The organism is Streptomyces spiramyceticus, from assembly GCF_028807635.1.
Taxonomy (GTDB): domain Bacteria; phylum Actinomycetota; class Actinomycetes; order Streptomycetales; family Streptomycetaceae; genus Streptomyces; species Streptomyces spiramyceticus.
This window is the reverse complement of record NZ_JARBAX010000001.1, coordinates 2,402,259-2,426,687: the sequence shown is the minus strand read 5'-3', so window position 1 is coordinate 2,426,687 and position 24,429 is coordinate 2,402,259. Positions and strand designations below refer to the sequence as shown.

Genomic DNA, 24,429 nt, shown 5'->3' with positions numbered 1-24,429 from the left:
ACGGTAATCCGCCCGGGCCCTCCGTGGTCGACCAGTCGCCCGGTCCGTAGTCGCCTACTCGCCTACTCGCCTAGTCGGCGCTGACCGTGACCTTCTCGTCGTTCTTCAGCTGCTTCACGAGCTGCGCGACCTTCGCCTTGTCCCAGACCAGGTTCCCGCCGCTGCTGCCCGAGATCGGCATGTTCATCGAGGTGCCCTCGCCGCCCGTGACGCCCTTCATCGCGAAGAACATCTGGCCCAGGTCCCACAGGCTCATGTCCTTGTCGACGATCAGCGTGTCCAGGCCCGCACCCATCGTCGGGTAGAGCTTGAACGGGTTCAGGATCGTGCCCGGCGTCGCCGTCTGGCTCGCGAGTGCCGCCAGGAACTTCTGCTGGTTCTTCGTACGGTCCAGGTCGCTGCCCGCGAAGGCGTACCGCGTCCGTACGAAGGCCAGGGACTGCTCGCCGTCGAGGGTCTGCTTGCCCGCCTGGAAGTCGGCGCCGGACTTCTTGTCCTTGAACGCCTTCGGGATGTCGATCTCCACGCCGCCGATCGCGTCCACGATGTTGGCGAAGCCCGCGAAGCCGATCTCGACGTAGTGGTCGATGCGCAGGTTGGTGTTGTGCTCGACCGTACGCACGAGCAGCTCGGGGCCGTCCTCCGCGTACGCCGCGTTCAGCTTCACGCGCCGGCCCTGGGCCGGGAAGAGCTTGCCGGACTCCGAGCCCTTGAAGGACGGGATCTCCACGTCCGAGTCGCGCGGCAGGGAGATCAGGGTCGGGCCGTTGGAGCCGTCGTGCAGGATCATCATCGAGTCGGTGCGCTTGCCCTCGGCCGACCCGGTGTGCAGCTTCTTCTTGTCGTCGGCGGTCATGCCCTCGCGGCTGTCGGAGCCGACGATCAGGTAGTTCGTACCGTCGCCCTCGCCCGGCCGCTCGATGACCTTCGCGAGGTCGACCTCACGCTTGAGCTTGGAGTCCGCCCAGAAGTACGTGCCGATGGAGACGGCGAGGAGGACGACGACCAGGGTCAGCGAGCCGACCTTGATACGCCGCCGCCAGTCCGGCGCCGGGCCGGTGCGCGGCGGGCGTCCGCCGGGGGGCGTGGGGCCACCGCCGCCGTAGACCTGGCCCGTGTTGTAGCCGTCGCCGCCCTGGCCGTAGCCGTAGTCGTCGTAACTCTGCGCCTGCTGGGGCGGGACCGGGCCGCGCGGCGGGGCGGTCGGCTGCGGGACCTGGCCGCGCTGCACGTGCCGCATCACCCGAGCACCCTCGGGCTGCGGGCTGCCGCTGCCGCGTCCGTGCCGGTCGCCGCGGTCGTCGTTCCATCCGTTCGGCCAGTCACTCATGCGCAACAGTGTGCAGGTAATAGGGGTGGCGCTTATAGGGCGGGTGGGAAATCGGGCCAGGGCTGTTGCAGAGCTGATGCAAACCGCCCCGGCATAAGGTGGAGGGCATGACAGACCAGGCCCCACACTCGGAAGCTGATATTCCGGGTAAGCCCACCTCCGCTTCGCGCACCACGCTCAGCCACATCATGACCGGCAGCGACACCAACCTCCTCGGCACGGTGCACGGCGGTGTGATCATGAAGCTGGTGGACGACGCGGCCGGAGCCGTCGCGGGACGGCACTCCGGCGGGCCCGCCGTCACCGCCTCCATGGACGAGATGGTCTTCCTGGAGCCGGTCAGGGTAGGAGACCTGGTTCATGTGAAGGCCCAGGTCAACTGGACGGGCCGGTCCTCGATGGAGGTCGGCGTACGCGTCCTGGCCGAGCGCTGGAACGAGTCGACCCCCGCGACGCAGGTCGGCAGCGCCTACCTCGTCTTCGCGGCCGTCGACGCGGACGGCAAGCCCCGTCCCGTGCCGCAGGTCGTTCCCGAGACGGAGCGCGACCAGCGCCGCTACCAGGAGGCCCAGATCCGCCGCACGCACCGCCTCGCCCGCCGCCGCGCGATCAAGGAGCTGCGCGACAAGCGCGCCGCCGAGGGCCTCGACGACTCATCGGTGGCGTGACAGGCAGCCTCACGGCAGCCGTACGGGCACACGGCCCGGTCGCCCGGTCGCTCGTGGGCCTTACGGGCACACCACCTGGTCGCCCCTGACCGCGCCGAACTCGCCCTGATACGGATTGTCCGCCCGTACCGGCTGCACCCTCTTGAACGTCGAGCCCACCGTCACCCTCAGCAGCCCGCCCTGCCCCTTCACCGCCCGCAGCTCACACCCGGGCAGCGCCGCCTGGAGCGACCGCGCCGAGCGGTCCCAGCGCGGGTCGTAGGTGACGAGCGTGCGCTTCACGTCGCGGCTGTACGCGTTCTCGGGGGAGCGGGTGGTCCTGAAGCCGGTTTCGCGCAGCGCCATGTCGACCCACCTGGCCAGGCCCACGGTCCGCGTCCCGTTGTAGACCTGTACGCGGATCTGCTGCGGCGACACGTCGACGGCCTGCGCCGTCGGCTTCTTGGGCTTCTTCCTCACCTTCTGCGACGCGAGCGGCTTGTCGTCGCGCAGGGCCTGGAAGAGCTTCTTCGACTTCTCCGGGTGCCACTTCACGGTCGTGCCGAAGTCCTTGACGGGGTAGCTCATGTTTCCGATGGGTACAGAGGTGAACTCCGACGACGCGGGTGTGAAGCCGCGCATCGCCCGCCCCAGGGCAAACATCTCCTCCGTACCGAATCCCTTGTCCGCGCGGACCGATTCGAGGAGCGCGGACGTCACCTGCCGGAATTTCACCGGGTTCAGCAGGGTGCCCCTGCTGGTGACCTTGGCGATCAAGGAGGCCATGAAGCGCTGCTGGCGCTGCATGCGGCCGAGGTCGGCGGCCCCGTCGATGTGCCGGGAGCGCACGTACTGGAGCGCCGCGCCGCCGTCCAGCCGATGCGTTCCGACCGGCAGGTCCAGACCGGTGTACGCGTCCTTGAGCGGGCTGAGCGTGCAGATCTCCACCCCGCCGACCGCGTCCACCGTCTTCATGAAGCTGGTGAAGTCGACCTCCAGATAGTGGTCGATCTTGACGCCGGTCATGTGCTCCACGGTCCGCACGGTCAGCTGGGGGCCGCCTTCCGCGTACGCCGCGTTGATCTTCATGGGGCGGGCCTTGTGGTGCTTGCCGGTGGACTGGTCGGTGTGCTCGGGGACCTCCGCGTAGCTGTCGCGCGGCAGGCTCACGATGCTCGCGCGGCGCTTGTCCGCCGAGATGTGCACCACCATGAGTGTGTCGGCGCAGCGGCAGGGAGCGCCGCCGAGCCGGTACTTCCGCTTCTCGTCCCGCGTGATCTTGTCGCGGCCGTCGGTGCCGGCGAGCAGGATGTTCGTGCCGTGACCGGGCTTCGGGCGGTTCTTCATGTCCTTGAACGGGTCCACCCGCTCGATGCCGGACTCCATGCTGGTCATCACCGCGTGACCAATGCCACCGGCGACGAGAACCAGCACCGAGAGAGCCGTGGCCAGCCGCATCGCCCACCGCGGGCGACGCTCGTCCTGCCGACGGCTTCGGCCCTGCTGTGGACGGGGCGACGTGGGCACGAGGGGCACCTCCGCGACGGCAAGCAGATCATGAGCACCGTAAGCCCATACGATCTATGGCCGCATCCTGCGACCCGGTTGCCGCACCTCCGTGTCCCCCATTCGCGGTAACGTGACCCCCGATGAACGCCACACCCGCAGTCTCCGTGATCATGCCGGTCCTCAACGAGGAGCGGCATCTGCGCAACTCGGTCCGTCACATCCTGGAGCAGGAGTACGACGGCGAGATGGAGGTGGTGATCGCGATCGGCCCGTCCTCGGACCGTACCGAAGAGATCGCCGCCGAGCTCGTACGCGAAACTGCGTCCAATAAACGCGCTCGTGTCCACACCGTCCCGAACCCCACGGGCCGTACGCCCGCAGCGCTGAACGCCGCCATCAAGGCCTCCCGGCACCCCGTCGTGGTGCGGGTCGACGGCCACGGCATGCTCTCGCCGAACTACATCGCGACCGCCGTGCGCCTCCTGGAGGAGACCGGCGCGCAGAACGTCGGCGGCATCATGCAGGCCGAGGGCGAGAACGCCTGGGAGAACGCGGTCGCGGCCGCCATGACGTCGAAGATAGGCGTCGGGAATGCTTCCTTCCACACCGGCGGCGACGCGGCCCCGGCGGAGACCGTCTATCTGGGTGTCTTCCGGCGCGAGGCGCTGGAGCAGCAGGGCGGCTACAACGAGGAGTTCATCCGCGCCCAGGACTGGGAGCTGAACTTCCGGATCCGCGAGGCGGGCGGCCTGATCTGGTTCTCGCCGGAGCTGAAGGTCCAGTACCGGCCCCGGCCCTCCGTGAAGGCCCTCGCCAAGCAGTACAAGGACTACGGCCGCTGGCGCCACGTCGTGGCCCGCTACCACTCCGGCTCCATCAACCTGCGCTACCTCGCGCCGCCGATCGCCGTCTGCGCGATCGCGGCGGGCCTCGTCATCGGCGCGGCCGTCACGCCGTGGGGCTTGCTGGTCCCGGCCGGCTACCTGGCCGCGATCGTGGCGGGGTCGGTCCCGGCGGGCAAGGGCCTGTCGCTGAAGGCGCGGGCGCAGATCCCGGTGGCCCTGGCGACCATGCACATGTCGTGGGGCTTCGGCTTCCTGACCAGCCCGCGCTCGCTCGCGAAGAAGGTCATCGCCAGCCGCCGCCCGGCGGTGCGGACCGCCGAGGCCAAGGCCGAGGCCAAGGCCGAGGTCGAGACCAAGGCCGAGGCCGAGCCGCAGACTCAGGCCCAGGCGTAGTACGTACGAGGAAGCCCCGGGCGCGCGATCCGCGTGCCCGGGGCTTCGACGTACGTACTACTTCTCCCAGGTGAAGCCCGGCTGCACCTCCATGCAGGCCTCGGTGTCCTCGCCGTTCAGGGCGCGGGCGGATTTCAGGGCCTCGTCCTTGTCCTTGCCCTCGTCCTTCGCCGCGGACTTGGGGTACGTGCTGCCGGTGCGCCAGTCCGCGCCCACCACCAGCGTGACGCCCGAGACGTCGGTGGACCTCTTGGCGGAACTCAGCGGCAGCCCGAGCGACTTGGCGACCGCCTGGGCGTCACCCTCCAGATCGGCGCTGGGGAAGAAGACCGTCGTACGCTCCAGCGGATTGCGCGTGGTGTCCGCCCTGGCCAGCGCGAAGCCCTTTCCGGCGAGTACGCCCGCGACTTCACTCGCGCGACCCGTAGCCGCTCCGAGGGCGGCCGTGTAGGTGCCGTTCTGCACCATGATGCCGATCTCCGCATCGGGGGCGGCCGGGTCCTTGGAGGCCTTCGGCTTCTGCTTCTTCGACGCCTTGCCGTCCAGCGGGGTGTCCTCGCGGACCATCTTGAAGAGCAGTTCGGCCTCGCCCGGCTTGGGGAGGACCCTGGCACCCTCCGGCACCGACGGCATGGTGGTCATGGTGATGCGGCTCGTCGGGACCTTCTTGAGCTCCTCGCCCAGGTCGTACAGCTTCTTGACGGTGTCGAGCTTCGTGTCGACGGTCAGCGCCCGGGTAGCGGACTCGGCGAGCTTGCGCAGCTTGTTCGGGTCACTGAGCTTGGTGTTCTTCTTCAGCTCGCGGACCATCGAGTTCATGTACATGTGCTGGGCGTGCGCACGGGCGAGGTCAGTGCCGTCCTCGAAGCCGTAACGGGTGCGCAGCCACTGGAGGGCCTGCTCGCCCTTGATGTACGTCTCGCCCTTCTCCAGGGTCAGGCCCGAGCCCTTGCCCTCGCTGTTTCGCGAGCGGACGTTGTCGGTGACGCAGACGGGGACGCCACCGATGGCGTCGGCCATGGAAACCACACCGGCGAAGTCGATCATCATGAAGTGGTCGATGGTGATGCCGGTCAGTTCGTACCAGGTGGCGACCGTGCAGCCGGGACCGCCGCGTCCGAGGCTCTCGTTGGTCATCCGGAGGTTCGTCGTCGCCGGGTAGACCTCATCGGTTTCAGGGTCCGTGCACTTGGGCATCTTCAGCAACGTGTCGCGCGGCATGCTGATCACCGACATGTTGCTGCGGTCAGCGGAGACGTGCAGCAGCATTTGTACGTCGGCGAGCGGCGGGCTGTCGAAGGTTTCCTTGGCGCCGCCGAGCTTCTTGTTCGCGTCGGTGTTACGCGCGTCGGAGCCGATGAGCAGGATGTTCAGCGGCGTCTGGCCCGCGGCATTGACCTTGTGATCGGCCATCTTCTTGTCGCCGAGGGTGAGTTCGTCCTTCTTGAGCAGCCCGTTGAGGTGGCGGTAGTAGAGGTATCCGGCCCCGGCCGTGCCGATTATGAGCAGCGAAACGACAGCGGCGATCCAGCGCAGTATCCGGCGCTTGCCGCCCTTGGCGCGGCGCGCTCCGCCACGACGTGGACGACCACGGCGGCCTTCTCCACTGTCTCCACTGCCGCCGTCATCGCCGTCCTCGCTGCCGTCGCCGCCCTCGTACAGGGCGTCGTCCCAGCCGAGTTCGCGCGCACGCGGAACACGTTGTCGAGGTCTCGTACCCCGCACACCGCTCTGTCCCACAGGTCCCCCCCTGTTTATTCAGCTGTTGAGTACGGCCCGTTGACCGGGCGTCACTTAGCACACACCGACTTGTCGGCTTCGATCTTCTGAATTCCCTCCGGCGCCTTTGCCGGGCCGGTGATGGGCACCCCCGCCCCCTTGAAGTCGCCGCCGAGGACGAGCGTCATGGCCTCCAGGTCCGCTGCGTCCTCCTTGCCCGGCTTCATCGCCGAGGCGGGCAGACCCATCATGTCCGCCAGCCTGCGAGCCTGATCGGCCTGGTTCGGGGCGTATTTGAGGGTCGTCTTCGGGACCTTCGGGGCGTTGCCCTCGTTGCTGGACCTGGGTACGCCCATCTGGTTCTGCAGCCAGATCAGCGTTTCCGACGCGGACCCGCTGGGGCCACCGCCGTTGTAGACACTGACGCGTACGTCGGCGGCCTCGGCCTTGGGGCCCTTGAGCAGCGCCTTCTGCTTGCTCTTGGCCGCCTTCTCCTTCTGCTTCACCTCGGTCAGCGAGGTGTCGGACCGCATCATCGCGAACAGCGGGTCGGCCCTGGTCTTGTCGACCACGACCGTCGCCTTGATCTTCTCCGCCGGATTGTCGACCACCGGCAGCGTGGTGAAGGTGATGTTCTTCATCTCGACTTTGCTGAGCTCCATGCCCAGGTCGCGGAGCTTCTCTATGTCCGCGATGCCGTTGTCGACCGTCAGCGCCTTGGTCGCCGCATCGGCCAGGTCCCACATCTTGGTGGGGCTGGAGAGCGTGTCGCTGGACTTCATCTTGCGCAGCATCGAGCTCAGGAACTGCTGCTGCGTCTTGATTCGGTCGAGATCGCTCTCGTTGCCGAACGCGTGCCGTGTCCGCACGAAGGCGAGGGCCTGCTCGCCCTCGATCGTGGATTCGCCCTTGGGTAGCTTGAGTTTCGACTTCTCGTCGTTGACGGCCTCGGCGACGCAGACCTCGACGCCGCCGACCGCCGTGGTGAGCGTCTTGACCGCGTTGAAGTCGACCATCATGAAGTGGTCGACCGTCAGGCCCGTGAGCTGCTTGACCGTTCGCATGGTGCAGCCGGGGTCTCGGTCGAACTGGCCCAGGCTCTCGTTGAAGCGGACGTAGTCGGATCCGGGGATGACCTTTTCCGTGCCGTCCTTCAGCTTGGTCGGACAGTCCGGAATGTCGGTCTTCAGGTCGCGTGGGATGGACAGCGCGGTCGCGTTCGTACGGTCCTTGGAGACGTGGAAGAGGATCGTGGTGTCGGCGTGGCCGGTGCTGTTCTTGTCCCCGTACCCCTCGTTGCCCGCACCGGTGCGCTTGTCCGTGCCGATGACGAGGACGTTGACCGCCTCGTCCTTCTTGAAGCCGCCGCTGCCCGCACCGGCGATGTCTATGGACGTCAGGTTGCCGTTGAAGTGCTGGTAGGCGAGATACCCGCCGACCGAGCCGCCGACCAGGATGAACGCCAGGACTCCGCCGGTCCACAGCAGCGCCTTCTTCTTGCGCGCCTTCGGCTGCTTGCGCTTGCGGCGGCCGGCCTGCGGGCCGGACCCGCCGGATCCACCGGGCCCGCCGGCGGAGCCGTTCGCGGCCCGTCGGCTGCGCTGCCCCGGAACTTGGCGCTGCGGGGCAGAAGTTCTGGCGCGGGTATTTCTTCTCGGCGCGGCACCCCGGGGAGGGGATGCGGGCGACTGCCCTACGGATTGGTCCAGTCGCAATTCGTAATCGCCGGTGGCCGGGTTGAGCACCCACTGGTCTGCGGGGTCGATTTTCTCCGCCCGCCCACGGTTTTGCGCATCCACGGTTGCTTGAGTCCTCCGTCGGTGCCACGCGAGGCGCCTCCCCCCAGGCGCTCGGTCGTTCAATCCAGCAGTGCGACCTCAGGGCCGGAAGCACCGGATCGCGTCACACTATCTGCCCAGTTCAGCGTGGGGCGACGTCCGTGACAAATTCCACTCCCCTTACAACTGGGCAATACGCCCAATCCGTGTCCGTTGCCTGTCCCGCCTTGGTGATGGTTTTACTCGCACTCGTCAGTCGCGGCATTGGATCCCGTGAAAGTCGGCGTCGCGGTCGGGCTCGCGGGGCCGGTGTCGTCCGGCTTCTCGTTGCTTTCCGCGTCCGCACCGCTTTCCGTGTCCGCATCGGTATTTTCGTCCGTTTTCCCGGATCCGGCCGGTGCGACCGAGACCGGAGCATCCTCGCGCAATCGCTTGAAGAGGCGGCCCGCTTCCGGTTCGACGAGTTCGTCGCGGTTCGGGTCGCTCGCGTACGGCTGCCGGGGAACAGTCATGAACTGCACCTTTTCGGCGGGGATGTTCCGCATGCCGCGTACCAGGTCGTACAGATCCTTGAGCGAGTCGAGGCCCGGATCGGTGGTGAGGGACCTCGTCGCCGCGTCCAGGACCGGGTAGAGCCGGGTCGGATTGAGCAGTACGCCGTTGCTCTGGACCTTGTTCACCAGAGCCCCGAGGAACCGCTGCTGGCGGTCCATGCGTTCGGTGTCGCTGCCGTTGCCGATGGATTTGCGGGCCCGTACGTAACCGAGGGCCTGCTCGCCGCCGAGCTTCTGGCGGCCGGCCTTCAGCTGGAGACGGGCCGCCTTGTCGTCGATCGGCTCCTTGAGGCAGATCTCGACACCCTTCACCGCGTCGACCATCTCCTTGAAGCCCGCGAAGTCGACGACCATGTGGTGGTCGATGCGGATGCCGGTGAGCCGCTCGACCGTACGGATGGTGCAGGCCGTACCGCCGAGCTCGAACGCAGAGTTGAACTGCGCGGATTGCTCCCAGGAACGGGTGCCGTCCCCCTTGCGGCAGCTGGGAATCTCCACCATCAGGTCGCGGGGCAGCGACACGGCCGTGGCACTGTCCCGGTCCGCGGAGAGGTGCAGCAGGATCGTGGTGTCGGAGCGCGGGCCGCCCTTGTCCCGGCCGTACTCGCTGTTGCCATCGCCCGAACGGGTGTCGGACCCGATGAGCAGGATGTTCTGGGCGCCCTGCACAACGGGCGTGGGGCGTTCCTTCTCGTAGGCCTCCAGCTCCGCGGCGGCGCTGGTGTCCGTGGTGATGTTGCTGTCGAGCTTCTTGTAGATCCACCAGCCGACGCCGGCCGCGACGAGGAGGACGAAGGAGGCGCCGAGAGCGGCCCAACGGAGCCAGCCGCGCCGGTGGTTCGCTGCGAGCCCCGCTGCGGAGGAGTCTGCGCGGTCACCGTTCTCGTCTCCGGTGGCGGTTTCTTCCTCGTCGCGCTCGCCCGCAACCCCCGTGGCCCCGTCCTTTACCTCGTCCTCGGCCGGGTTGTCCGGTTCGGAGGGCGTGTCAGCACTGTCGGTCACGTCTGCGTCCATCCTTCACGGAGCCGGCGGCGAGCTGGGCCGCCGGTCGCAGGGGTAGACGGCTGAACCTCGCGCTTGGTTGTGCGATGCGTACCGTCGATCATGTACCGCGGTTGGGCCCGTGGCCCGGGGGCTCGGCAGCCGGTGGGCCGGACGGGTGGCCCTCAGAGCTCTTGTCGTACTGCGGTGTTGGTGACCCGCTCGCTCTCGATCCGCTGGGCGAGGCCCTCTTCGGAGAGCTGCCCCAGGTTCCGGCAGAGCACCACGGACCCGCCGACGGCGAGCGGCGCGAACAGACCCGCCGAAACCCCCTGCCAGGTGTCGTACGAGAGCCCCGAAAGCAGGCGCGATCCCGGTACGAGACCGAGCTCGGCGGCGTCGGCCCGCGCCTGCCCGACGAGCTGCGCGGCCGTCAGTTCCGTACCGCCGACGGCGAGTGCGGGCCCGCCCGGGTCGACCGGGGCGAACGGTGCGAAACGGTCCCCCTGCCCGGGCACCTCGACGGCGTAGTCCGCGAACCCGGCGGGCGCCTGCGGGAAGCGGCCGCCCAGGGGGCGCAGGGCCAGCGCCACGCGCTCCCCGCCGCAGGCGCGCGCCTTGTCCAGCGTGTCCGGTCCGCTGACCACCAGATCGGCGCCGACCGGGTCGCCGCCGACGTCCGCGACCACTCCGACGGACGAGCAGGCAAGCAGCCAGACGGCGGTCTGCCAGTGCGCGGGCAGCAGCAGTGCGAGCCGGTCGCCGGGCGCGGCGGCGAGGTCGCCCTGGAGCAGATTGGCGGTCTTCGCCACCCAATTGGCGAAGGTGGCGACGGACAATTCCACGCGTTCGCCGGTGGCGTCGTCGTAGAAGGTGACCAGGGGCTGGGCGGGGTCCGCGGCGAGCGCGGATCGCAGCAGGTCGGCGGGGGTGCGATCGGTGGCGTTCACCCGCGCAAGGGTACGCCGTGGCCTCCGGCACGGGCGGCGGTCCCCGGGCGTGGACGGGCCGCGGGTACACCGGTTCGGCCGACGTTCCGTCAACTCCCCAATGGACAGATTTGTATGAATATGTCCATGATCTGTTTCATGCGTGTACTCCTTGCTTCCGCGATCGGCGTCGCTTCCGCCGCCGCCCTGATCCTGCCCACCGGCGCCGTGGCCGCCCCCGCTCCGGCGGCCACGGCACCGGCCGTCCCGGTGAGCCCGGCAGTGCCGGGCTCCACCCAGTCGTTGCCCCTCGCGCCACTCCCGCCCGACGCGCGCTCGGCCACCGAGCCCCCAGGCACCGCACCACAGGGCCTGGGTAAACGCGCCGTCAGGCCCTTCTCGCTCCTCGGCGTCGTCTGGGACGACGCCGACGCCGAACTCCACGGCACGGTCCAGGTCCGCACCCGCGCCGCCGGGACGGCCCGCTGGTCCGGCTGGCGCCACGTCGAGACGCACAACCACGAGCACGCCGCCGATCCGGGTACGGCGGAGCGCGACTCGGGGAAGGTGCGCGGCTCGACCGCGCCCCTGTGGGTCGGCAAAAGCGACGGCGTAGAAGTGCGCGTACAGGCCGAGAACGGCGTACGTGCCGGCGAACCGCCGGCGCCGCTCCCCACCGGCCTGCGCCTCGACCTGGTCGACCCCGGCGACGATCCGTCCGACGGGGACGCGCCCGGCGGCTCCAGGGCGGACGGCCCGCCCCCGCCGGTCGTCCTGACGCCCGAGGAGGCCGCGAGTTCGGCGGTCAACGCCCTACTCGGACCGCTCGGCGCCACCGAGCTCGCGCCGCTGAGCCGGGCCGAGACGGAGGAGGAAGCCGTCGTACTGGGCGGGCAACCGAATATCGGGCCGCGCCCGCGCATCATCACGCGCAGGGGCTGGGGGGCGGACGAGCGGCTCCGCGAGCGCAACTTCGTCTACACGAAGCGGGTGAAGGCGGCCTTCGTGCACCACAGCGCGACCGGCAACAACTACAAATGCTCGCAGGTGCCCTCAGTCCTGCGCGGTATTTACCGCTACCACGTCAAGAGCAACGGCTGGCGCGACATCGGCTACAACTTCGCCATCGACAAGTGCGGGACCATCTACGAAGGACGGGCAGGGGGTGTGGCCAACCCGGTCCTCGGGGCGCACACTCTCGGTTTCAACAGCAACACGATGGGCATCGCCGTCCTCGGAACGTACAGCCGCTCGAATCCGTCCGCCGCCGCCGTGAACGGCGTTGCCGCCCTCACCGCCTGGAAGCTCGGCCTGTTCGGAGCCGACCCGCGCGCCGCGACGTACCTCACGTCCGGTGGTAACGGTCGGTTCAAGAAAGGCACCAGCGTGAAGCTCAACGTCATCTCGGGACACCGGGACGGATTCAACACCGACTGCCCGGGAGGCCAGCTCTACGACAAGCTCGGCACCGTCCGGGACGGCGCGGCCCAACTGCAGGGCCGGTGACGACCGACCGGGGCATATCGAACGGTCTGCATACACTGGCCTGCCCGTACCCGGCCGGCCCCAGTAGGAAGCAGAGACGACAAGGTGACTGAAGCGATCCTCCTGGTCGGCGGCAAGGGCACAAGGTTGCGCCCGCTCACCGTGCACACACCGAAGCCGATGGTCCCGGCGGCAGGCGTGCCCTTCCTCACCCACCAGTTGGCCCGCGCACGGGCCGCCGGAGTCGAACACATCGTCCTCGCGACGTCGTACCTCGCCGAAGTCTTCGAGCCGCACTTCGGCGACAGCGCGGCGCTCGGTCTCCATCTCGAGTACGTCACCGAGGAAGAGCCGCTCGGCACCGGCGGCGCCATCCGCAACGTCGCCTCCCGCCTGCACTCCGCGCCCGACGATCCGGTGCTCATCTTCAACGGCGACATCCTCACGGGCCTCGACATCGAAGCCCTCGTCTCCACCCACCGGTCCTCGGGCGCGGACGTCTCACTCCACCTCACCCGGGTCGAGGACCCCCGGGCCTTCGGCCTGGTCCCGACCGATTCCACGGGCCGGGTCACGGCGTTCCTCGAAAAGCCCCAGACCCCCGAGGAGATCGTCACCGACCAGATCAACGCCGGCGCGTACGTCTTCCGCCGCTCCGTCATAGACACGATTCCGGCAGGCCGCCCCGTCTCCGTCGAACGCGAGACCTTCCCCGACCTGCTCGCCTCCGGCGCCCACCTCCAGGGCATGGTCGACTCGACGTACTGGCTGGACCTCGGTACCCCGCAGGCCTTCGTCCGCGGCTCCGCCGACCTGGTGCTCGGCCGGGCCCCGTCCCCGGCGGTCCCTGGCCGCTGCGGCGACCGACTGGTGCTGCCGACCGCGTCCGTCGCCGGCGATGCGAAGCTGACCGGCGGCACGGTGGTCGGCGAGGGGGCGGTGGTCGGCGAGGGCGCCCGTATCGACGGCAGCGCGGTCCTGGCCGACGCGGTGATCGGCGCGGGGGCGGTGATCAACGACTCGCTGATCGGGGCGGGCGCGGTGATCGGCGCCCGTACGGTCCTGTCCGGCGCGGTCATCGGCGACGGCGCGACGGTGGGCGCGGACAACGAGCTGCGCGAGGGCATACGGGTGTGGTGCGGCGCAACGCTTCCGGACGCGTCGGTCCGCTTCTCGTCCGACCAGTAGGGCGATCAGCCCGTACGCTCGAAGGACAGCACCTCCCGACCTGAAGACCTCCCGACGTCCCGACCTGAAGACCTGAGGACCGACCCGTGGCAGGACGCTTCGCCCCTCGCCCCGTCACCCGCACCACGGTGCGGGGCGGCGAAGCGGCGATACCCCCGCCACGCCCTGGATCTCGGCCGGCCCAGCCCACGGCGTCCCCCGCCCTCACCCGGAAGTGGACCCCGCAGGGCCCGCTCGACCTCGGCCTGGTCCTCGGCCCCCTCAGGCGGGGCCCGTACGACCCCACGTCCCGCAGGACGCCCGACGGCTCCGTCTGGCGGTCCTGCCGTACGCCCACGGGCCCCGGCACGCTGCGGGTCGCCATGCGGGGCGGCGAGGTGGAGGCGGCCGCCTGGGGCGAGGGAGCGGACTGGCTCCTGGCCCAACTGCCGCCGCTGCTGGGCAGCTTGGACGACCCGTCGGCCTTCGCCCCGCGCCACCGCATCGTGGCGGAGACGTGGCGGAGGTGTCCGGGGCTGAGGCTGGGCAGGACCGGCCTGGTGATGGAATCCCTGATTCCGTCGATCCTGGAGCAGAAGGTCACGACGGACGAGGCGTACCGGGCGTGGCGGCTGCTGGTCCGCAAGTACGGCGAACCGGCCCCCGGCCCGGTGGACGGCGGGATGCACGTCATTCCGGACGCCCGCACCTGGTCGCTGATCCCGTCCTGGGAATGGCACCGGGCGGGCGTGGACAGCAAGCGCTCGGCGACGGTCGTGCGGGCGGTGCGGGTGGCCCGACGCCTGGAGGAGGCGGCAGCCATGTCTCCCGAGGACGCGTCCGCCCGACTGCAGCTGATCCCGGGCATCGGTCCCTGGACGGCCGCGGAGACCCTGCAACGCAGCAACGGCGCCCCCGACGCGGTCTCGGTGGGCGACTACCACCTGCCCAGCATCGTCGGCTACGCCCTCGCAGGCGACCGCACGGCGGACGACGCGGCGATGCTGGAACTCCTGACCCCGTACGAAGGCCAACGCCACCGCGCGGCCCGCCTGATCCTCCTGTCGGGCCGAACCCCGCCCAGGAGAGCCCCCCGAATGACCCCGGGCAACATAGCTCGCCTGTAGCGATGTCGGCCGTCCGCGCCGCCACCGCAACGTGCAAAGCGCCACTGCACCAGCACCGCCACTGCGTCACGGCACCGCCACTGCGTCACGGCACCGCCACCGCAACGCGCAAAGCGCCACTGCACCAGCACCGCCACCGCGTCACGGCACCGCAACCGCGTCACCGCACCTCGATGAACGCCCCCGCATCCCGCCCCGCCCGCGCAGCCGGGACAACCGCCGCCCGTCCCACCGCAACCGCGCCCATCGGGTCCCACTCCGCCGACAGCTCCAGCACATCCCGCACCACATCGCGGCAGAACATCGTCGACGAAACCCACGCCGACCCCAGTCGCTCACCTGCCAGCGCGACCAGGAAGTTCTGCACCCCGGCCCCCGCCGCGACCACGAACATCTCCCGCTCCGCCGCGTCGCGACGGGCATCCCCGTACACATGTGACCCGTCCATCACCAGGCACGGCACCACCAGATACGGCGCCCGGCGCAGCACATCCCCCCGCCGCACCCGCTTCGCGATCGACTCCTCGGACTTGCCGTCGCCCCGCAGATCCGCGATCCACGCGTCCCGCATGGCATCGAGCAGCCGCACCCGTGCCGTCTCCGACTCCAGGAGTACGAAGCGCCAGGGCGTGGTGTGATGCGGCGCGGGCGCCGTCACCGCCGCCGCGACCGCGCGTCGTACCGCCGCCGGGTCCACCGGCTCGTCCGTGAATTCCCGCACGGTACGCCGCAGGGTGACCGCTTCCCGTACAGCCTCCGAGGTCCCGAGCCGGAACATGTCGTCCGCCGCACCCCGCACCAACGCGGCAGCGCCCTGAGCTCCGCCCGCGCGGTCAGCCGCACCATCGGCCACGTCGTCGGCCGCACCATCAGCCACGTCGTCGGCCACCGCATGAGCAAGCCCCCGCACCACCGCGACGGGCAGCCCGGCCGCCTTGCCCTTCACCAGATCTCCGGCCGCGGCCAGTTCGTCGGCGGTGGCGACAACCGTCATGTTCAGCGGATTGCCGTGCGAATCGGTCCCGCCCCGCAGATCGTCCAGCACCCGCACACCGGCCGCGCCGATCGCGACGTCCGTCAGGCCATTGCGCCAGGGCCGTCCGAAGGTGTCCGTAATGACGACACCCACATCCACGCCGAGCGTGTCCCGCAGCCCTTGCCGGATCGCCCGCGCCGACGCGTCGGGATCGGCGGGCAGCAACAGCACAGTCCCGGCAGGGGTGTTGGACGCGTCCACGCCGGCCGCCGCCATAACGAGACCCTGCCGGTTCTCGACGATACGAAGCGTCCCGCGCCGCGCGACGACCCGTACCGTCTCCGCGTCTATCGCCGCCTCACGGTCGGCCGCCCGGACGACGCGCCCCTCCGCCTTGCTGACGATTTTCGACGTGACGAGCAGGATGTCCCCGTCGACGAGCCCCGGTTCGACGCCGGCGATCAGCTTCGCCAGGTCGTCCCCGGCCCGCACCTCCGGCAGCCCGGGCAGCGCCCACACCCGGTACGCCGGCGGCGTGTTCACGCCCGGACCTCCTCGGCCAGGTCCAGCGCCTCGCGGGCCATCCGGGCCGTGGCCTCGACGTCGGTCATCATCAGCGGTACGGCCCGGCACCGGATCCCGGCGCTCTCCACGTCGGCCACCGCGCCCGCGTCCACCGTGTCGACGAGCCATCCGTCGAGCAGCCCGGACCCGTAGTGCCGGGCGACGGCCGCGGCGGTGGACTCCACGCCAACGGCAGCCAGCACCTTGTCGGCCATGCCGCGCACGGGCGCGTCCCCGACGATCGGGGAGAGCCCCACGACGGGCACACCGGCCTCGGCGATCGCCTCACGAATGCCGGGCACGGCCAGGATGGTCCCGATGCTCACCACGGGGTTGGACGGCGGGAAGAGAATGACGTCGGCCGAAGCGATCGCTTCGAGCACCCCCGGCGCCGGTTTGGCCTGCTCAGCACCGACCGGCACGACTGCCTGCGCGTCCACGGAGGCGCGCAGCTTCACCCAGTACTCCTGGAAGTGGATCGCCTTGCGCTCGCCGTCGATGTCGACGGCGACATGCGTCTCGATACGGTCGTCGGACATCGGCAGGAGCCGTACGCCCGGCTGCCACCGCTCGCACAGTGCCTCCGTGACGGCGCTCAGCGGGTAGCCCGCGCCGAGCATCTGCGTACGGACGATGTGCGTCGCGAAGTCGCGGTCGCCGAGCCCGAACCAGTCGGGCCCCACGCCGTACGCCGCGAGCTCGCCCTTCACCTGGAAGGTCTCGTCCGCACGCCCCCAGCCCTGCTCCTCGTTGATGCCGCCGCCGAGCGTGTACATCACGGTGTCGAGGTCGGGGCAGACCTTGAGCCCGAACAGATGAATGTCGTCACCGGTGTTGCCGATGACGGTGATGTCCGCGTCAGGCGCGGCCGACTTGAGGCCGCGGAGGAAGCGAGCGCCACCGATACCGCCTGCCAGAACCACAATGCGCATGCACAGCAGTGTGTCAGGCGGGTACGACATCCTGGGCGGCCGGGGAGCACTGAGCAGCGTGCATAGGCATCTCTGTCAGGCCGGGGAAGTAGACGTGCAGGCTGACCGCAGGCTCGAGCGTGTCGTTGACGACCTCATGGGCGTACCCGGGCGCGAACACCCGCTGCGCGCCCGCCCCGAGCGTGCGCTGTACCCGCTCCGTGCGCTCGGTCAACTCCCCGTCGAGGACGGTCAGCACGCCGGAGGAAGGGCCGTGGTCGTGCAGCCCGCTGCCCTGTCCGGGCACCCAGCTGAGCAGCCAGACCTCATAGCCGGGCCCGGTGCGCAGCCGGTGGTACCAGCGGCTCGTGGCGTCGTACGAGACGAGGTGCTCCCACTGCGCACGGTCGGCCGCGATGGAGCGGGCGAGCCCGACGAACTCGGCAACGGTGGCCGGGTGCTCGCGAGCGGGCTGGAGAAGGTGCTGGACGGCGAGGATGTCGCCGGCGATCTGGAGGTCGCTGTCGCTGTTCATGATGCGGGGGTTCCTCGGCATGAGTGCTGGGGTGTCGCAAGGAGAGATGTCACAAGACAGATGTAGCCGAAAGCTACGGAGAGTCAGCTGGAGCGCGGCGGCTTCAACAGCTGGAACAGCAACAGCGTGCCTGAACAGCGCAACGGAACCCACGTGCGTGGGTCCGGGGGAGCACTGCGGTCGCTGGCATGCGTACTAGGAGACCGGGTTGCTCACCCGCTGTCAACCTGGTGACCGATTTGGGGGTAATGTTTCACCTCATCCGGTTACTGGGGGCGGAGAAAGGTTTGTGCAGTTGGCGGCGCGGAGAAGTGGCGCAGCAACCGTGCAACCAAACGCCGTTGAGGCGTCGTGACAAGACTGTGACCCGGGTCAGGCCGGTGGCATGTGTCACAGATTTTGGCGATTTGAACACTTTCCGCATAGCCTTGGTTCCACAGAGTGAATACGGGGCTCAATAGCAGATCTCGGCTTGACTGGCCCGGATCTACGCACTTGTAATTTCACTCGTGTCGTTCGGCCGAAAAACCGGCAGCGGCCACATCACGGGGAAGCAAAGACAGACGAGGGGCGCACATGACCGAGCTGTTCCAGCAACTGCTGGTCGAGGACGCGGACGAGGAAATCGGCTGGCAGGAGCGCGCGTTGTGCGCCCAGACCGACCCCGAGTCCTTCTTTCCCGAGAAGGGCGGTTCCACGCGCGAGGCCAAGAAGGTCTGCCTTGCCTGTGAGGTCCGTTCCGAATGTCTTGAGTACGCCCTCTCCAACGACGAGCGGTTCGGCATCTGGGGCGGCCTGTCCGAGCGTGAACGACGACGACTGAAGAAGGCCGCCGTCTGACTCAATCGGCACAAGCCTGACGTAACGACCGGTCCGTCGCCTGCACCTTGCCCGCAGGCGGCGGACCGTTGTGTTGCCCAGCCGTTAGTGTGGGGCGCTGTCCGAGACGCGCCATCGCTCCCACCGGGCGCACGCGTCCGCGCAGTCAGACAGCAGCCTTCCGGGGGGCGACCCCCGGACCCCGGCCGGAGGGCCCGTACCCCGATGTCCGTGCACAGCCAAACGTCGGCGCCGTACGCGGCGGCCGCGCCCGAGTTCCCCCGGCACGTAGTCACTGCCGTGCTTGTCTCCCACGACGGCGCCCGCTGGCTGCCCGACGCGCTCGCCGGGCTGCTGGGGCAGGAACGCCCCGTGCAGAACGCCGTCGCCGCCGACACCGGCAGCGCGGACGATTCCGCCCAGCTGGTCACCGAAGCCCTCGGCGCCGAACGCGTGCTGCACCTCGCACGCCGCTCCGGCTTCGGAACGGCCGTCGACGAGGCGGTCCGTACGGCCCAGGTGCTCACGCCCGAGGACCTGCCGTACCTGAAACGGCCCAGTGGCTGGGACCCGGTGAGCAGGTCGTGGCGCGACGACGCGTACGACATGCCCGAACTCCCGCACGGCGAGCCGGTGCAGTGGCTGTGGCTGCTGCACGACGACTGCGCTCCCGAACCGGACGCACTGGCCGAACTGCTGCGCGTCGCCGACTCCGACGAGTACGCCGCGATCATCGGCCCCAAACTGCGCGGCTGGTACGACCGCAAGCAGCTCCTCGAAGTCGGCGTCTCCATCGCCAACAGCGGCCGCCGCTGGACCGGCCTCGACCGGCGCGAACAGGACCAGGGCCAGCACGACCAGGTCCGCTCCGTACTGTCCGTGTCGACCGCGGGCATGCTCATCCGGCGCGACGTGTGGGAACAGCTCGGCGGCTTCGACCGCCGCCTGCCCCTCATGCGCGACGACGTCGACCTGTGCTGGCGTGCCCACGCGGCCGGCCACCGGGTCCTCGTCGCGCCCGACGCCATCCTGCGGCACGCGGAGGCCTCCGCCCGCGAGCGCCGGCCCATCGACTGCGCCGGGCGCTCGGTCGCCAACCCGCACCGCGTCGACAAGGCCGGCGCCGTCTACACGATGCTCGTCAACGCACGGGCCGCCGTCCTTCCGTACGTCATGCTCCGCCTCGTCGTCGGCACGCTGCTGCGCACCCTCGCCTACCTCGTGGGCAAAGTGCCCGGACAGGCAGTCGACGAAGTCACCGGACTCTTCGGCACCCTGCTGCGCCCCGGGAAGATCCTGGCAGCCAGAAGGAGGCGCGGAAAGGGAACGGTCGACGCGAGCGAACTGCGGCCCCTCTTCCCGCCGCCCGGCGCGACCATCAGGGCGACGGTCGAGCAGGTCGCGGGCAGCTTCGGCAGCGGCTCCGACACCGACACCGGATCGCGGCACGGCGTGGTCGAGTCGGGCCCCGGCGGTGACGACGCCGACTACATGGAGGTCGAGCAGTTCGCGCGGCTGAAGCGGGTTGCGCGCAAGCCGGGCCCCATGCTCTTCGTCCTGCTGCTGCTCGTCTCCCTCGTCGCCTGCCGGGGCCTCCTCGGCGGCGGCTCCCTTGCGGGCGGCGCACTGCTGCCCGCGCCCGCAGACGTAGGGGACCTCTGGGCGCGGTACGCCGACGTCTGGCACCCGATCGGAACGGGCGGCACCCAAACGGCCCCTCCGTATCTCGCGGTCCTCGCCGCCCTGTCGGCCGTCTTCCTCGGCTCCACAGGGCTCGCCCTCACCGTGCTGCTGGTCTGCTCCGTGCCGCTGGCCGGGCTCACCGCCTACTTCGCCTCCCGGCCGCTCGTCGAATCGCGACTGTTGCGCGCGTGGGCGAGCGTCGCGTACGCCTTCCTGCCCGCCGCTACGGGCGCCCTCGCGAGCGGGCGGCTCGGGACGGCCGTACTGGCGATCCTGTTGCCTCTCATCGCGCGGTGCGCCGTCGCCGCGAGCGGTTTCAGCGCCGGGGGCGCGCGATCCAGCTGGCGAGCCGTCTGGGCGTACGCGCTCCTCCTGACCTTCGCGATGGCCTTCACGCCCGTCGTGTGGCCCATCGCCCTGCTGCTCGGTCTGGGCGTACTGGCGCTGCGGCGCGACGACATCACGGCGTACGGCCTGCGCTTCCTGGCCGCCCTGGGCACCCCCGTGCTGATGCTGGCCCCCTGGTCGCTGTCGCTGCTGACCGGCCCCTCCGCCTTCTTCCGTGAGGCGGGCCTGGAATTCGGTACGGGCTCGGCCGGCGCGCTCGACCTGCTCGGCATGAGCCCCGGCGGGCCGAAGGCGGTGGGCGGGCTACTGCTGATCGGCATCGTGCTGACGGCGCTGGCGGCGCTGCTGCGCGGGGAGCGGCAGTTCGCGATCCGTGCGGCGTGGGTCGTCGCGATCGTGTCCCTGCTGTTCGCCGTCTTCACCAACGCCGGATTCATCAACGGCGGCGGCTGGGCGGGACCCGCGACCCTCGTCTACGGCCTCGCGCTGATCGGCGCCACCGTGCTCGGCGCGGACGGCGCGCGCGAGCGCGTCGCCGCCCAGAGCTTCGGCTGGCGCCAGCCCGTCGCCGTGCTGATCGCTTTCGCCGCCGCCGCCGGACCGATGCTCGCGGCCGCCGGGTGGATGATCGGCGGCGCCGCCGGTCCGCTGGAGCGGCGCGACCCGGTGCAGGTGCCGGCGTTCGTCGCCGAGGAGAGCGGCACGCGCGACCAGGCACGCACCCTGGTCCTCGGCGGCACATCGGCGGCGAAGGTCTCGTACACCCTCGTACGCGGCTCCGGCGCCCGGCTGGGTGACGGAGAGCTCGCCGAGGCGGGCGGCAGCAGCCCGCAGCTCGACAAGATCGTCTCCAATCTGGTCGCGGGCTCCGGCGCCGACCAGGCGAACCAGCTCGGCGGATACGCCGTCCGCTACGTCCTCGTACGGGACGGGGCCCCGCGCGCGATGAGCCGCGTCCTGGACTCCACGCCGGGCCTGAGCCGGCTGAGCCAGCTGGACGGCAGCGCCCTGTGGCGCGTCGACCGCCAGGTAGCCAGGGCCACGATCGTCTCGGGCAAGGAGGGTGCGGAGCCGCTGTCCGTCGCGTCGAGCCCGGTCGAAGCCCATACGAAGATCCCGGCGGGCGAAGCGGGCCGGGTCCTGCGGATCGCGGACGCTGCGGCAGAGGGCTGGCAGGCCACGCTCGACGGGCAAGTGCTGGAGAAGAAGACCGTCGACGGCTGGGCACAGGGCTTCGAGCTGCCCGCCAACGGCGGCAGGCTCGACCTCACCTACGAGGCGCCCGTCACCCACACCGCGTGGATCTGGACCCAGGCCGGGCTCGCCCTCGTCCTGCTGGTGCTCGCACTGCCGGGCCGCCGTCGGCAGGTCGACGACGACCTGCCGGAGGAGGAGATCGAGGTACCCGATCAACCTGTGGCGGGCGAGGGGCGCAGGGCGCGCAGGCTGCGCGCGGCGGCGCAGGCGGAAGAGGCGTACGCCCCGGAGGAGGCAGGAGCCGGGGATCAGCCCCCTGTGCCGCCCGTCGCCGACCCGTACGGCCAGTTCCCGGCAGAGGAGCAGGGCGCGACCGCCGGGCAGGCAGAGGAGGCTCCTTACGCGGCGGTGCCGCAGCAGCAGTACGGGGAGTGGGACGGGCAGACGTACGCGGGCGCGGAGTACGGACAGCAGGAGTACGGGCAGGCACAGCAGCCGTACGACGAGCAGTACCAGGGCGGCCAGTACCCCGAGGGCCAGTACCCGGAAGGCCAGTACGGCAGCGGCCAGTACGGCAGCCAGCAGTACAGCGCCGACCCGTACAGCACCGACCAGCAGAGCTACGGCGGTGAGCACTACCCGGCCGAGCCGTACCAGGAGGGTCAGTACGACCCGTACGGCTACGGACAGCAGCAGCCCTACGCCGAGGGCAACGAGCCCGAGCAGCGCCCCGACGGGAGCAACAACCGATGAACCGCACCACCCTCTCCCTGCTGGCCGCCGCCACCGCCCTTGCCGCTGTCACCGGATTCGCCGCGTTCTCCGCGCCGGACGGTGGCGGGGAAACGGGCACGGGTACGAGCACGGAGGCGAAGGCTCCGGCACGGCTCCCGGTGGAGCGTTCCAGCCTCCTCTGCCCGGCGCCGAGCCCGTCCGACCTCGCGGAGACGCAGTACACGTCCTTCACTCCGGCAGGGACAGGCGGCGGCGACGCGAAGGCGGGCGCTGCCGACCTGGTCCCCACCGACGCGACGCTGGCCGACCGTGACGGCGGCAAGGACAAGAAGAAGGGCGCCGACGACGGCGACGGCACGGCGGGGCAGAAGCCCAAGGAGAGCAAGCCGGTCCTCTCGCTGAAGGAGCCCGGCAAGCCCGGCACCGCCGAGGTGAGCACTGCCGAGGCCCCCGCCCTCGTCGGCTCCGCCGACGGCCGCCTGGCCCCCGGCTGGACCGCCCAGCAGACCACCAAGATCACCGCCGGTAACGGCCGCGGCCTGCTCGGCGTCAGCTGCATCGCGCCCGACACCAGCTTCTGGTTCCCCGGCGCGAGCACCGCCGAAGAACGCCAGGACTACGTACACCTCACCAATCCCGACGACACCGCCGCCGTCGCCGACATCGAGCTGTACGGCAAGGACGGCGCCCTCAAGTCGGACGTGGGGGAGGGGATCACGGTCCCCGCCAGGTCCAGCGTGCCCGTGCTGCTCTCCACCCTGACCGCCGACGACGTCGAGAACGTGACCCTCCACGTGACCACCCGTACCGGCCGGGTGGGCGCCGTCGTCCAGGCCACGGACGAGAACACGGGCAGCGACTGGCTGGCGGCCTCCGCCGACCCGTCCGGCAGCGCCGTGCTCCCCGGCATCCCGGCGGACGCCACGTCCGTACGTCTCGTGGTGTTCGCACCGGGCGAGGACGACGCCGACCTGAAGGTAAGGCTGGCGGGCCCGACCGGCTCCATCACACCGGCCGGGCACGAGAACCTGCACGTCAAGGCAGGGATGACCACAGCAGTCGACCTCAAGGACGTCACCAAGGGCGAGGCGGGATCGCTGCTGCTCAGCCCGGCACAGGGGCGCGGCACTCCGGTGGCCGCCGCGCTGCGCGTGGTGCGCGGCAAGGGCGCCTCCCAGGAAGTGGCGTACATCCCGGCGACAGGGCAGGTGGGCGAGCGGGCCACGGTGGCCGACAACAGGGCCAAGGGGTCGGTGCTTTCGCTGACCGCGCCCGGCGCCTCCGCCAAGGTCAAAGTCACCGCCTCCGCGGGCAGCGAAGGCGGCGAGCCGGTCGTCAAGACGTACACCGTCAAGGCGGGCACGACCCTCGCGGTCAAGCCACCGGTGCCGAGCGGACTCAAGGGCTCGTACGCGCTGACGATCGAACCGCAGTCCGGCGGCCCCGTCCACGCGTCGCGCGCGCTGGAACTGCCGGAGGACGGCATCCCGATGTTCACGGTGCAGACGCTGCCCGACGACGGGGGGACTGTATCGGTGCCGGACGCGGAGCAGGACCTGTCGGTACTGGACGACTGAGGCGGTCAGCAGTCAGCAGCCGGCGTCACCGGACCAGTCGGTCAGTCCTGTCCGTACCGCGGGTCGACCGACTCCGGAGCCAGGCCGAGCAGTTCCGCGACCTGCTCCACGACGATCTCGTGAACGAACAGGGCACGCTCGTCCCGGCTCTTGGTACGGATCTCCACGGGCCGCCGGTACACGACGATCCGCGCCGGGTGCGCGCTCGTGGCGGGCATCATCCCGCCGAGCGGCACATGCTCGGAGGGCCACATGTCGGGCCCCTCACCGCCACCGGCCGCGGGCGGCACGTCGAGCACCAGGAAGTCGACCTCGGCGAGCTGCGGCCAGCGCCGTTCCAGGCGCTCCACGGAGTCCTGTACGAGGTCGCCGAAGGCGGCAGCGCGGCTGGTCGAGAGGGGCACCTGGGGCGGGGCCACAGGCCCTCGCATGCCGCGGCCGTGGCGGTCGCGGCGGCGCGGCCCCGGTCCGGTGGGGCGGGGAGGTACGGGACTGTCCATCACTGACGCAGGGTAGCCCTCATCCGGGCACTTCGATCGCGACGACGGGATGGCAGGCGGCATGTTGCTTATTGAGCATTCCAGCCAAGATTGGGCTCGTTTTCGTGCCCGTACGCGACC

At 70.2% G+C, this 24,429-nt stretch carries 18 protein-coding genes; 8 read left to right on the top strand and 10 right to left on the bottom strand.

Going from position 1 to position 24,429, the window contains the following annotated elements; all coding sequences use genetic code 11:
* Positions 1-70: 70 nt before the first annotated feature.
* Positions 71-1,330 (bottom strand): LCP family protein, encoded by a 1,260-nt coding sequence (locus tag PXH83_RS10850; RefSeq protein WP_274559246.1) that lies wholly within the window; start codon positions 1,328-1,330, stop codon positions 71-73.
* A gap of 107 nt (positions 1,331-1,437) precedes the next feature.
* On the opposite strand from PXH83_RS10850, the gene PXH83_RS10845 reads away from it, so the two are divergent.
* Complete coding sequence (locus PXH83_RS10845; RefSeq protein ID WP_274559244.1) at positions 1,438-1,998, top strand: acyl-CoA thioesterase; 561 nt, start codon at positions 1,438-1,440, stop codon at positions 1,996-1,998.
* A 60-nt stretch (positions 1,999-2,058) separates the two neighbouring features.
* On the opposite strand, the gene PXH83_RS10840 is transcribed toward PXH83_RS10845, so the two are convergent.
* Positions 2,059-3,513 carry an LCP family protein gene (locus PXH83_RS10840; protein WP_476691298.1) on the bottom strand — a complete coding sequence of 485 codons (1,455 nt, stop codon included), beginning with the start codon at positions 3,511-3,513 and terminating at the stop codon, positions 2,059-2,061.
* Positions 3,514-3,626: 113 nt separating this feature from the next.
* Here PXH83_RS10840 and PXH83_RS10835 point away from each other — a divergent pair, with 113 nt between their 5' ends.
* A complete protein-coding gene (locus PXH83_RS10835; protein WP_274559242.1) occupies positions 3,627-4,724 on the top strand; it encodes a glycosyltransferase family 2 protein in 1,098 nt (365 codons plus the stop codon).
* Positions 4,725-4,781: 57 nt separating this feature from the next.
* Here the strand turns inward: PXH83_RS10835 and PXH83_RS10830 are convergent, their stop codons facing one another.
* The 4 genes from PXH83_RS10830 to PXH83_RS10815 all read right to left on the bottom strand — a co-directional run bounded on the left by PXH83_RS10830 (position 4,782) and on the right by PXH83_RS10815 (position 10,706).
* Complete coding sequence (locus PXH83_RS10830) at positions 4,782-6,464, bottom strand: LCP family protein (RefSeq protein ID WP_274559240.1); 1,683 nt, start codon at positions 6,462-6,464, stop codon at positions 4,782-4,784.
* Between the two features lie 50 nt (positions 6,465-6,514).
* Positions 6,515-8,242 (bottom strand): LCP family protein, encoded by a 1,728-nt coding sequence (locus PXH83_RS10825; protein ID WP_274559238.1) that lies wholly within the window; start codon positions 8,240-8,242, stop codon positions 6,515-6,517.
* A gap of 218 nt (positions 8,243-8,460) precedes the next feature.
* On the bottom strand, positions 8,461-9,789 hold the full coding sequence (locus PXH83_RS10820) for an LCP family protein (protein WP_274559236.1): 1,329 nt from the start codon (positions 9,787-9,789) through the stop codon (positions 8,461-8,463).
* Positions 9,790-9,941: 152 nt separating this feature from the next.
* Positions 9,942-10,706, bottom strand: a complete 765-nt coding sequence (locus PXH83_RS10815) for a TIGR03089 family protein (protein ID WP_274559234.1) — start codon at positions 10,704-10,706, stop codon at positions 9,942-9,944.
* 138 nt (positions 10,707-10,844) lie between these two features.
* On the opposite strand from PXH83_RS10815, the gene PXH83_RS10810 reads away from it, so the two are divergent.
* The 3 genes from PXH83_RS10810 to PXH83_RS10800 all read left to right on the top strand — a co-directional run bounded on the left by PXH83_RS10810 (position 10,845) and on the right by PXH83_RS10800 (position 14,464).
* Positions 10,845-12,191, top strand: a complete 1,347-nt coding sequence (locus PXH83_RS10810) for a peptidoglycan recognition protein family protein (protein ID WP_274559232.1) — start codon at positions 10,845-10,847, stop codon at positions 12,189-12,191.
* An 84-nt stretch (positions 12,192-12,275) separates the two neighbouring features.
* Positions 12,276-13,358: a mannose-1-phosphate guanylyltransferase gene (manB, locus tag PXH83_RS10805; RefSeq protein ID WP_274559229.1), complete on the top strand. Its 1,083-nt coding sequence runs from the start codon at positions 12,276-12,278 to the stop codon at positions 13,356-13,358.
* An 86-nt stretch (positions 13,359-13,444) separates the two neighbouring features.
* Positions 13,445-14,464: a DNA-3-methyladenine glycosylase family protein gene (locus PXH83_RS10800; RefSeq protein ID WP_274559227.1), complete on the top strand. Its 1,020-nt coding sequence runs from the start codon at positions 13,445-13,447 to the stop codon at positions 14,462-14,464.
* Positions 14,465-14,624: 160 nt separating this feature from the next.
* On the opposite strand, the gene PXH83_RS10795 is transcribed toward PXH83_RS10800, so the two are convergent.
* From PXH83_RS10795 to PXH83_RS10785, 3 genes are read right to left on the bottom strand one after another with little or no spacing between them, the layout of a single operon-like run.
* Positions 14,625-15,959, bottom strand: a complete 1,335-nt coding sequence (locus PXH83_RS10795; protein WP_420803216.1) for a coenzyme F420-0:L-glutamate ligase — start codon at positions 15,957-15,959, stop codon at positions 14,625-14,627.
* Positions 15,960-15,979: 20 nt separating this feature from the next.
* Complete coding sequence (gene cofD, locus PXH83_RS10790; RefSeq protein WP_274559223.1) at positions 15,980-16,936, bottom strand: 2-phospho-L-lactate transferase; 957 nt, start codon at positions 16,934-16,936, stop codon at positions 15,980-15,982.
* 13 nt (positions 16,937-16,949) lie between these two features.
* Entirely contained in the window at positions 16,950-17,450 is a 501-nt protein-coding gene (locus tag PXH83_RS10785; RefSeq protein WP_274559221.1) for a cysteine dioxygenase, read from the bottom strand.
* Between the two features lie 576 nt (positions 17,451-18,026).
* Here PXH83_RS10785 and PXH83_RS10780 point away from each other — a divergent pair.
* From PXH83_RS10780 to PXH83_RS10770, 3 genes are all read left to right on the top strand, one after another.
* Positions 18,027-18,290 carry a WhiB family transcriptional regulator gene (locus PXH83_RS10780; RefSeq protein WP_028810740.1) on the top strand — a complete coding sequence of 88 codons (264 nt, stop codon included), beginning with the start codon at positions 18,027-18,029 and terminating at the stop codon, positions 18,288-18,290.
* A 204-nt stretch (positions 18,291-18,494) separates the two neighbouring features.
* Positions 18,495-22,250 carry a glycosyltransferase gene (locus tag PXH83_RS10775; protein WP_274559210.1) on the top strand — a complete coding sequence of 1,252 codons (3,756 nt, stop codon included), beginning with the start codon at positions 18,495-18,497 and terminating at the stop codon, positions 22,248-22,250.
* Complete coding sequence (locus PXH83_RS10770) at positions 22,247-23,809, top strand: DUF5719 family protein (RefSeq protein WP_274559207.1); 1,563 nt, start codon at positions 22,247-22,249, stop codon at positions 23,807-23,809. The genes PXH83_RS10775 and PXH83_RS10770 overlap by 4 nt, the downstream gene beginning before the upstream one ends.
* A 41-nt stretch (positions 23,810-23,850) precedes the next feature.
* On the opposite strand, the gene PXH83_RS10765 is transcribed toward PXH83_RS10770, so the two are convergent.
* On the bottom strand, positions 23,851-24,309 hold the full coding sequence (locus PXH83_RS10765) for a metallopeptidase family protein (RefSeq protein WP_274559205.1): 459 nt from the start codon (positions 24,307-24,309) through the stop codon (positions 23,851-23,853).
* Between the last annotated feature and the right edge of the window lie 120 nt (positions 24,310-24,429).

Coding starts and splice junctions, on each gene's coding strand:
- cofD (WP_274559223.1), bottom strand. CDS start 16,936: ATGCGCATTGTGGTTCTGGCAGGCGGTATCGGTGGCGCTCGCTTCCTC.
- PXH83_RS10785 (WP_274559221.1), bottom strand. CDS start 17,450: ATGAACAGCGACAGCGACCTCCAGATCGCCGGCGACATCCTCGCCGTC.
- PXH83_RS10845 (WP_274559244.1), top strand. CDS start 1,438: ATGACAGACCAGGCCCCACACTCGGAAGCTGATATTCCGGGTAAGCCC.
- PXH83_RS10775 (WP_274559210.1), top strand. CDS start 18,495: ATGTCCGTGCACAGCCAAACGTCGGCGCCGTACGCGGCGGCCGCGCCC.
- PXH83_RS10765 (WP_274559205.1), bottom strand. CDS start 24,309: ATGGACAGTCCCGTACCTCCCCGCCCCACCGGACCGGGGCCGCGCCGC.
- PXH83_RS10810 (WP_274559232.1), top strand. CDS start 10,845: ATGCGTGTACTCCTTGCTTCCGCGATCGGCGTCGCTTCCGCCGCCGCC.
- PXH83_RS10820 (WP_274559236.1), bottom strand. CDS start 9,789: ATGGACGCAGACGTGACCGACAGTGCTGACACGCCCTCCGAACCGGAC.
- PXH83_RS10835 (WP_274559242.1), top strand. CDS start 3,627: ATGAACGCCACACCCGCAGTCTCCGTGATCATGCCGGTCCTCAACGAG.
- PXH83_RS10780 (WP_028810740.1), top strand. CDS start 18,027: ATGACCGAGCTGTTCCAGCAACTGCTGGTCGAGGACGCGGACGAGGAA.
- PXH83_RS10770 (WP_274559207.1), top strand. CDS start 22,247: ATGAACCGCACCACCCTCTCCCTGCTGGCCGCCGCCACCGCCCTTGCC.
- PXH83_RS10850 (WP_274559246.1), bottom strand. CDS start 1,330: ATGAGTGACTGGCCGAACGGATGGAACGACGACCGCGGCGACCGGCAC.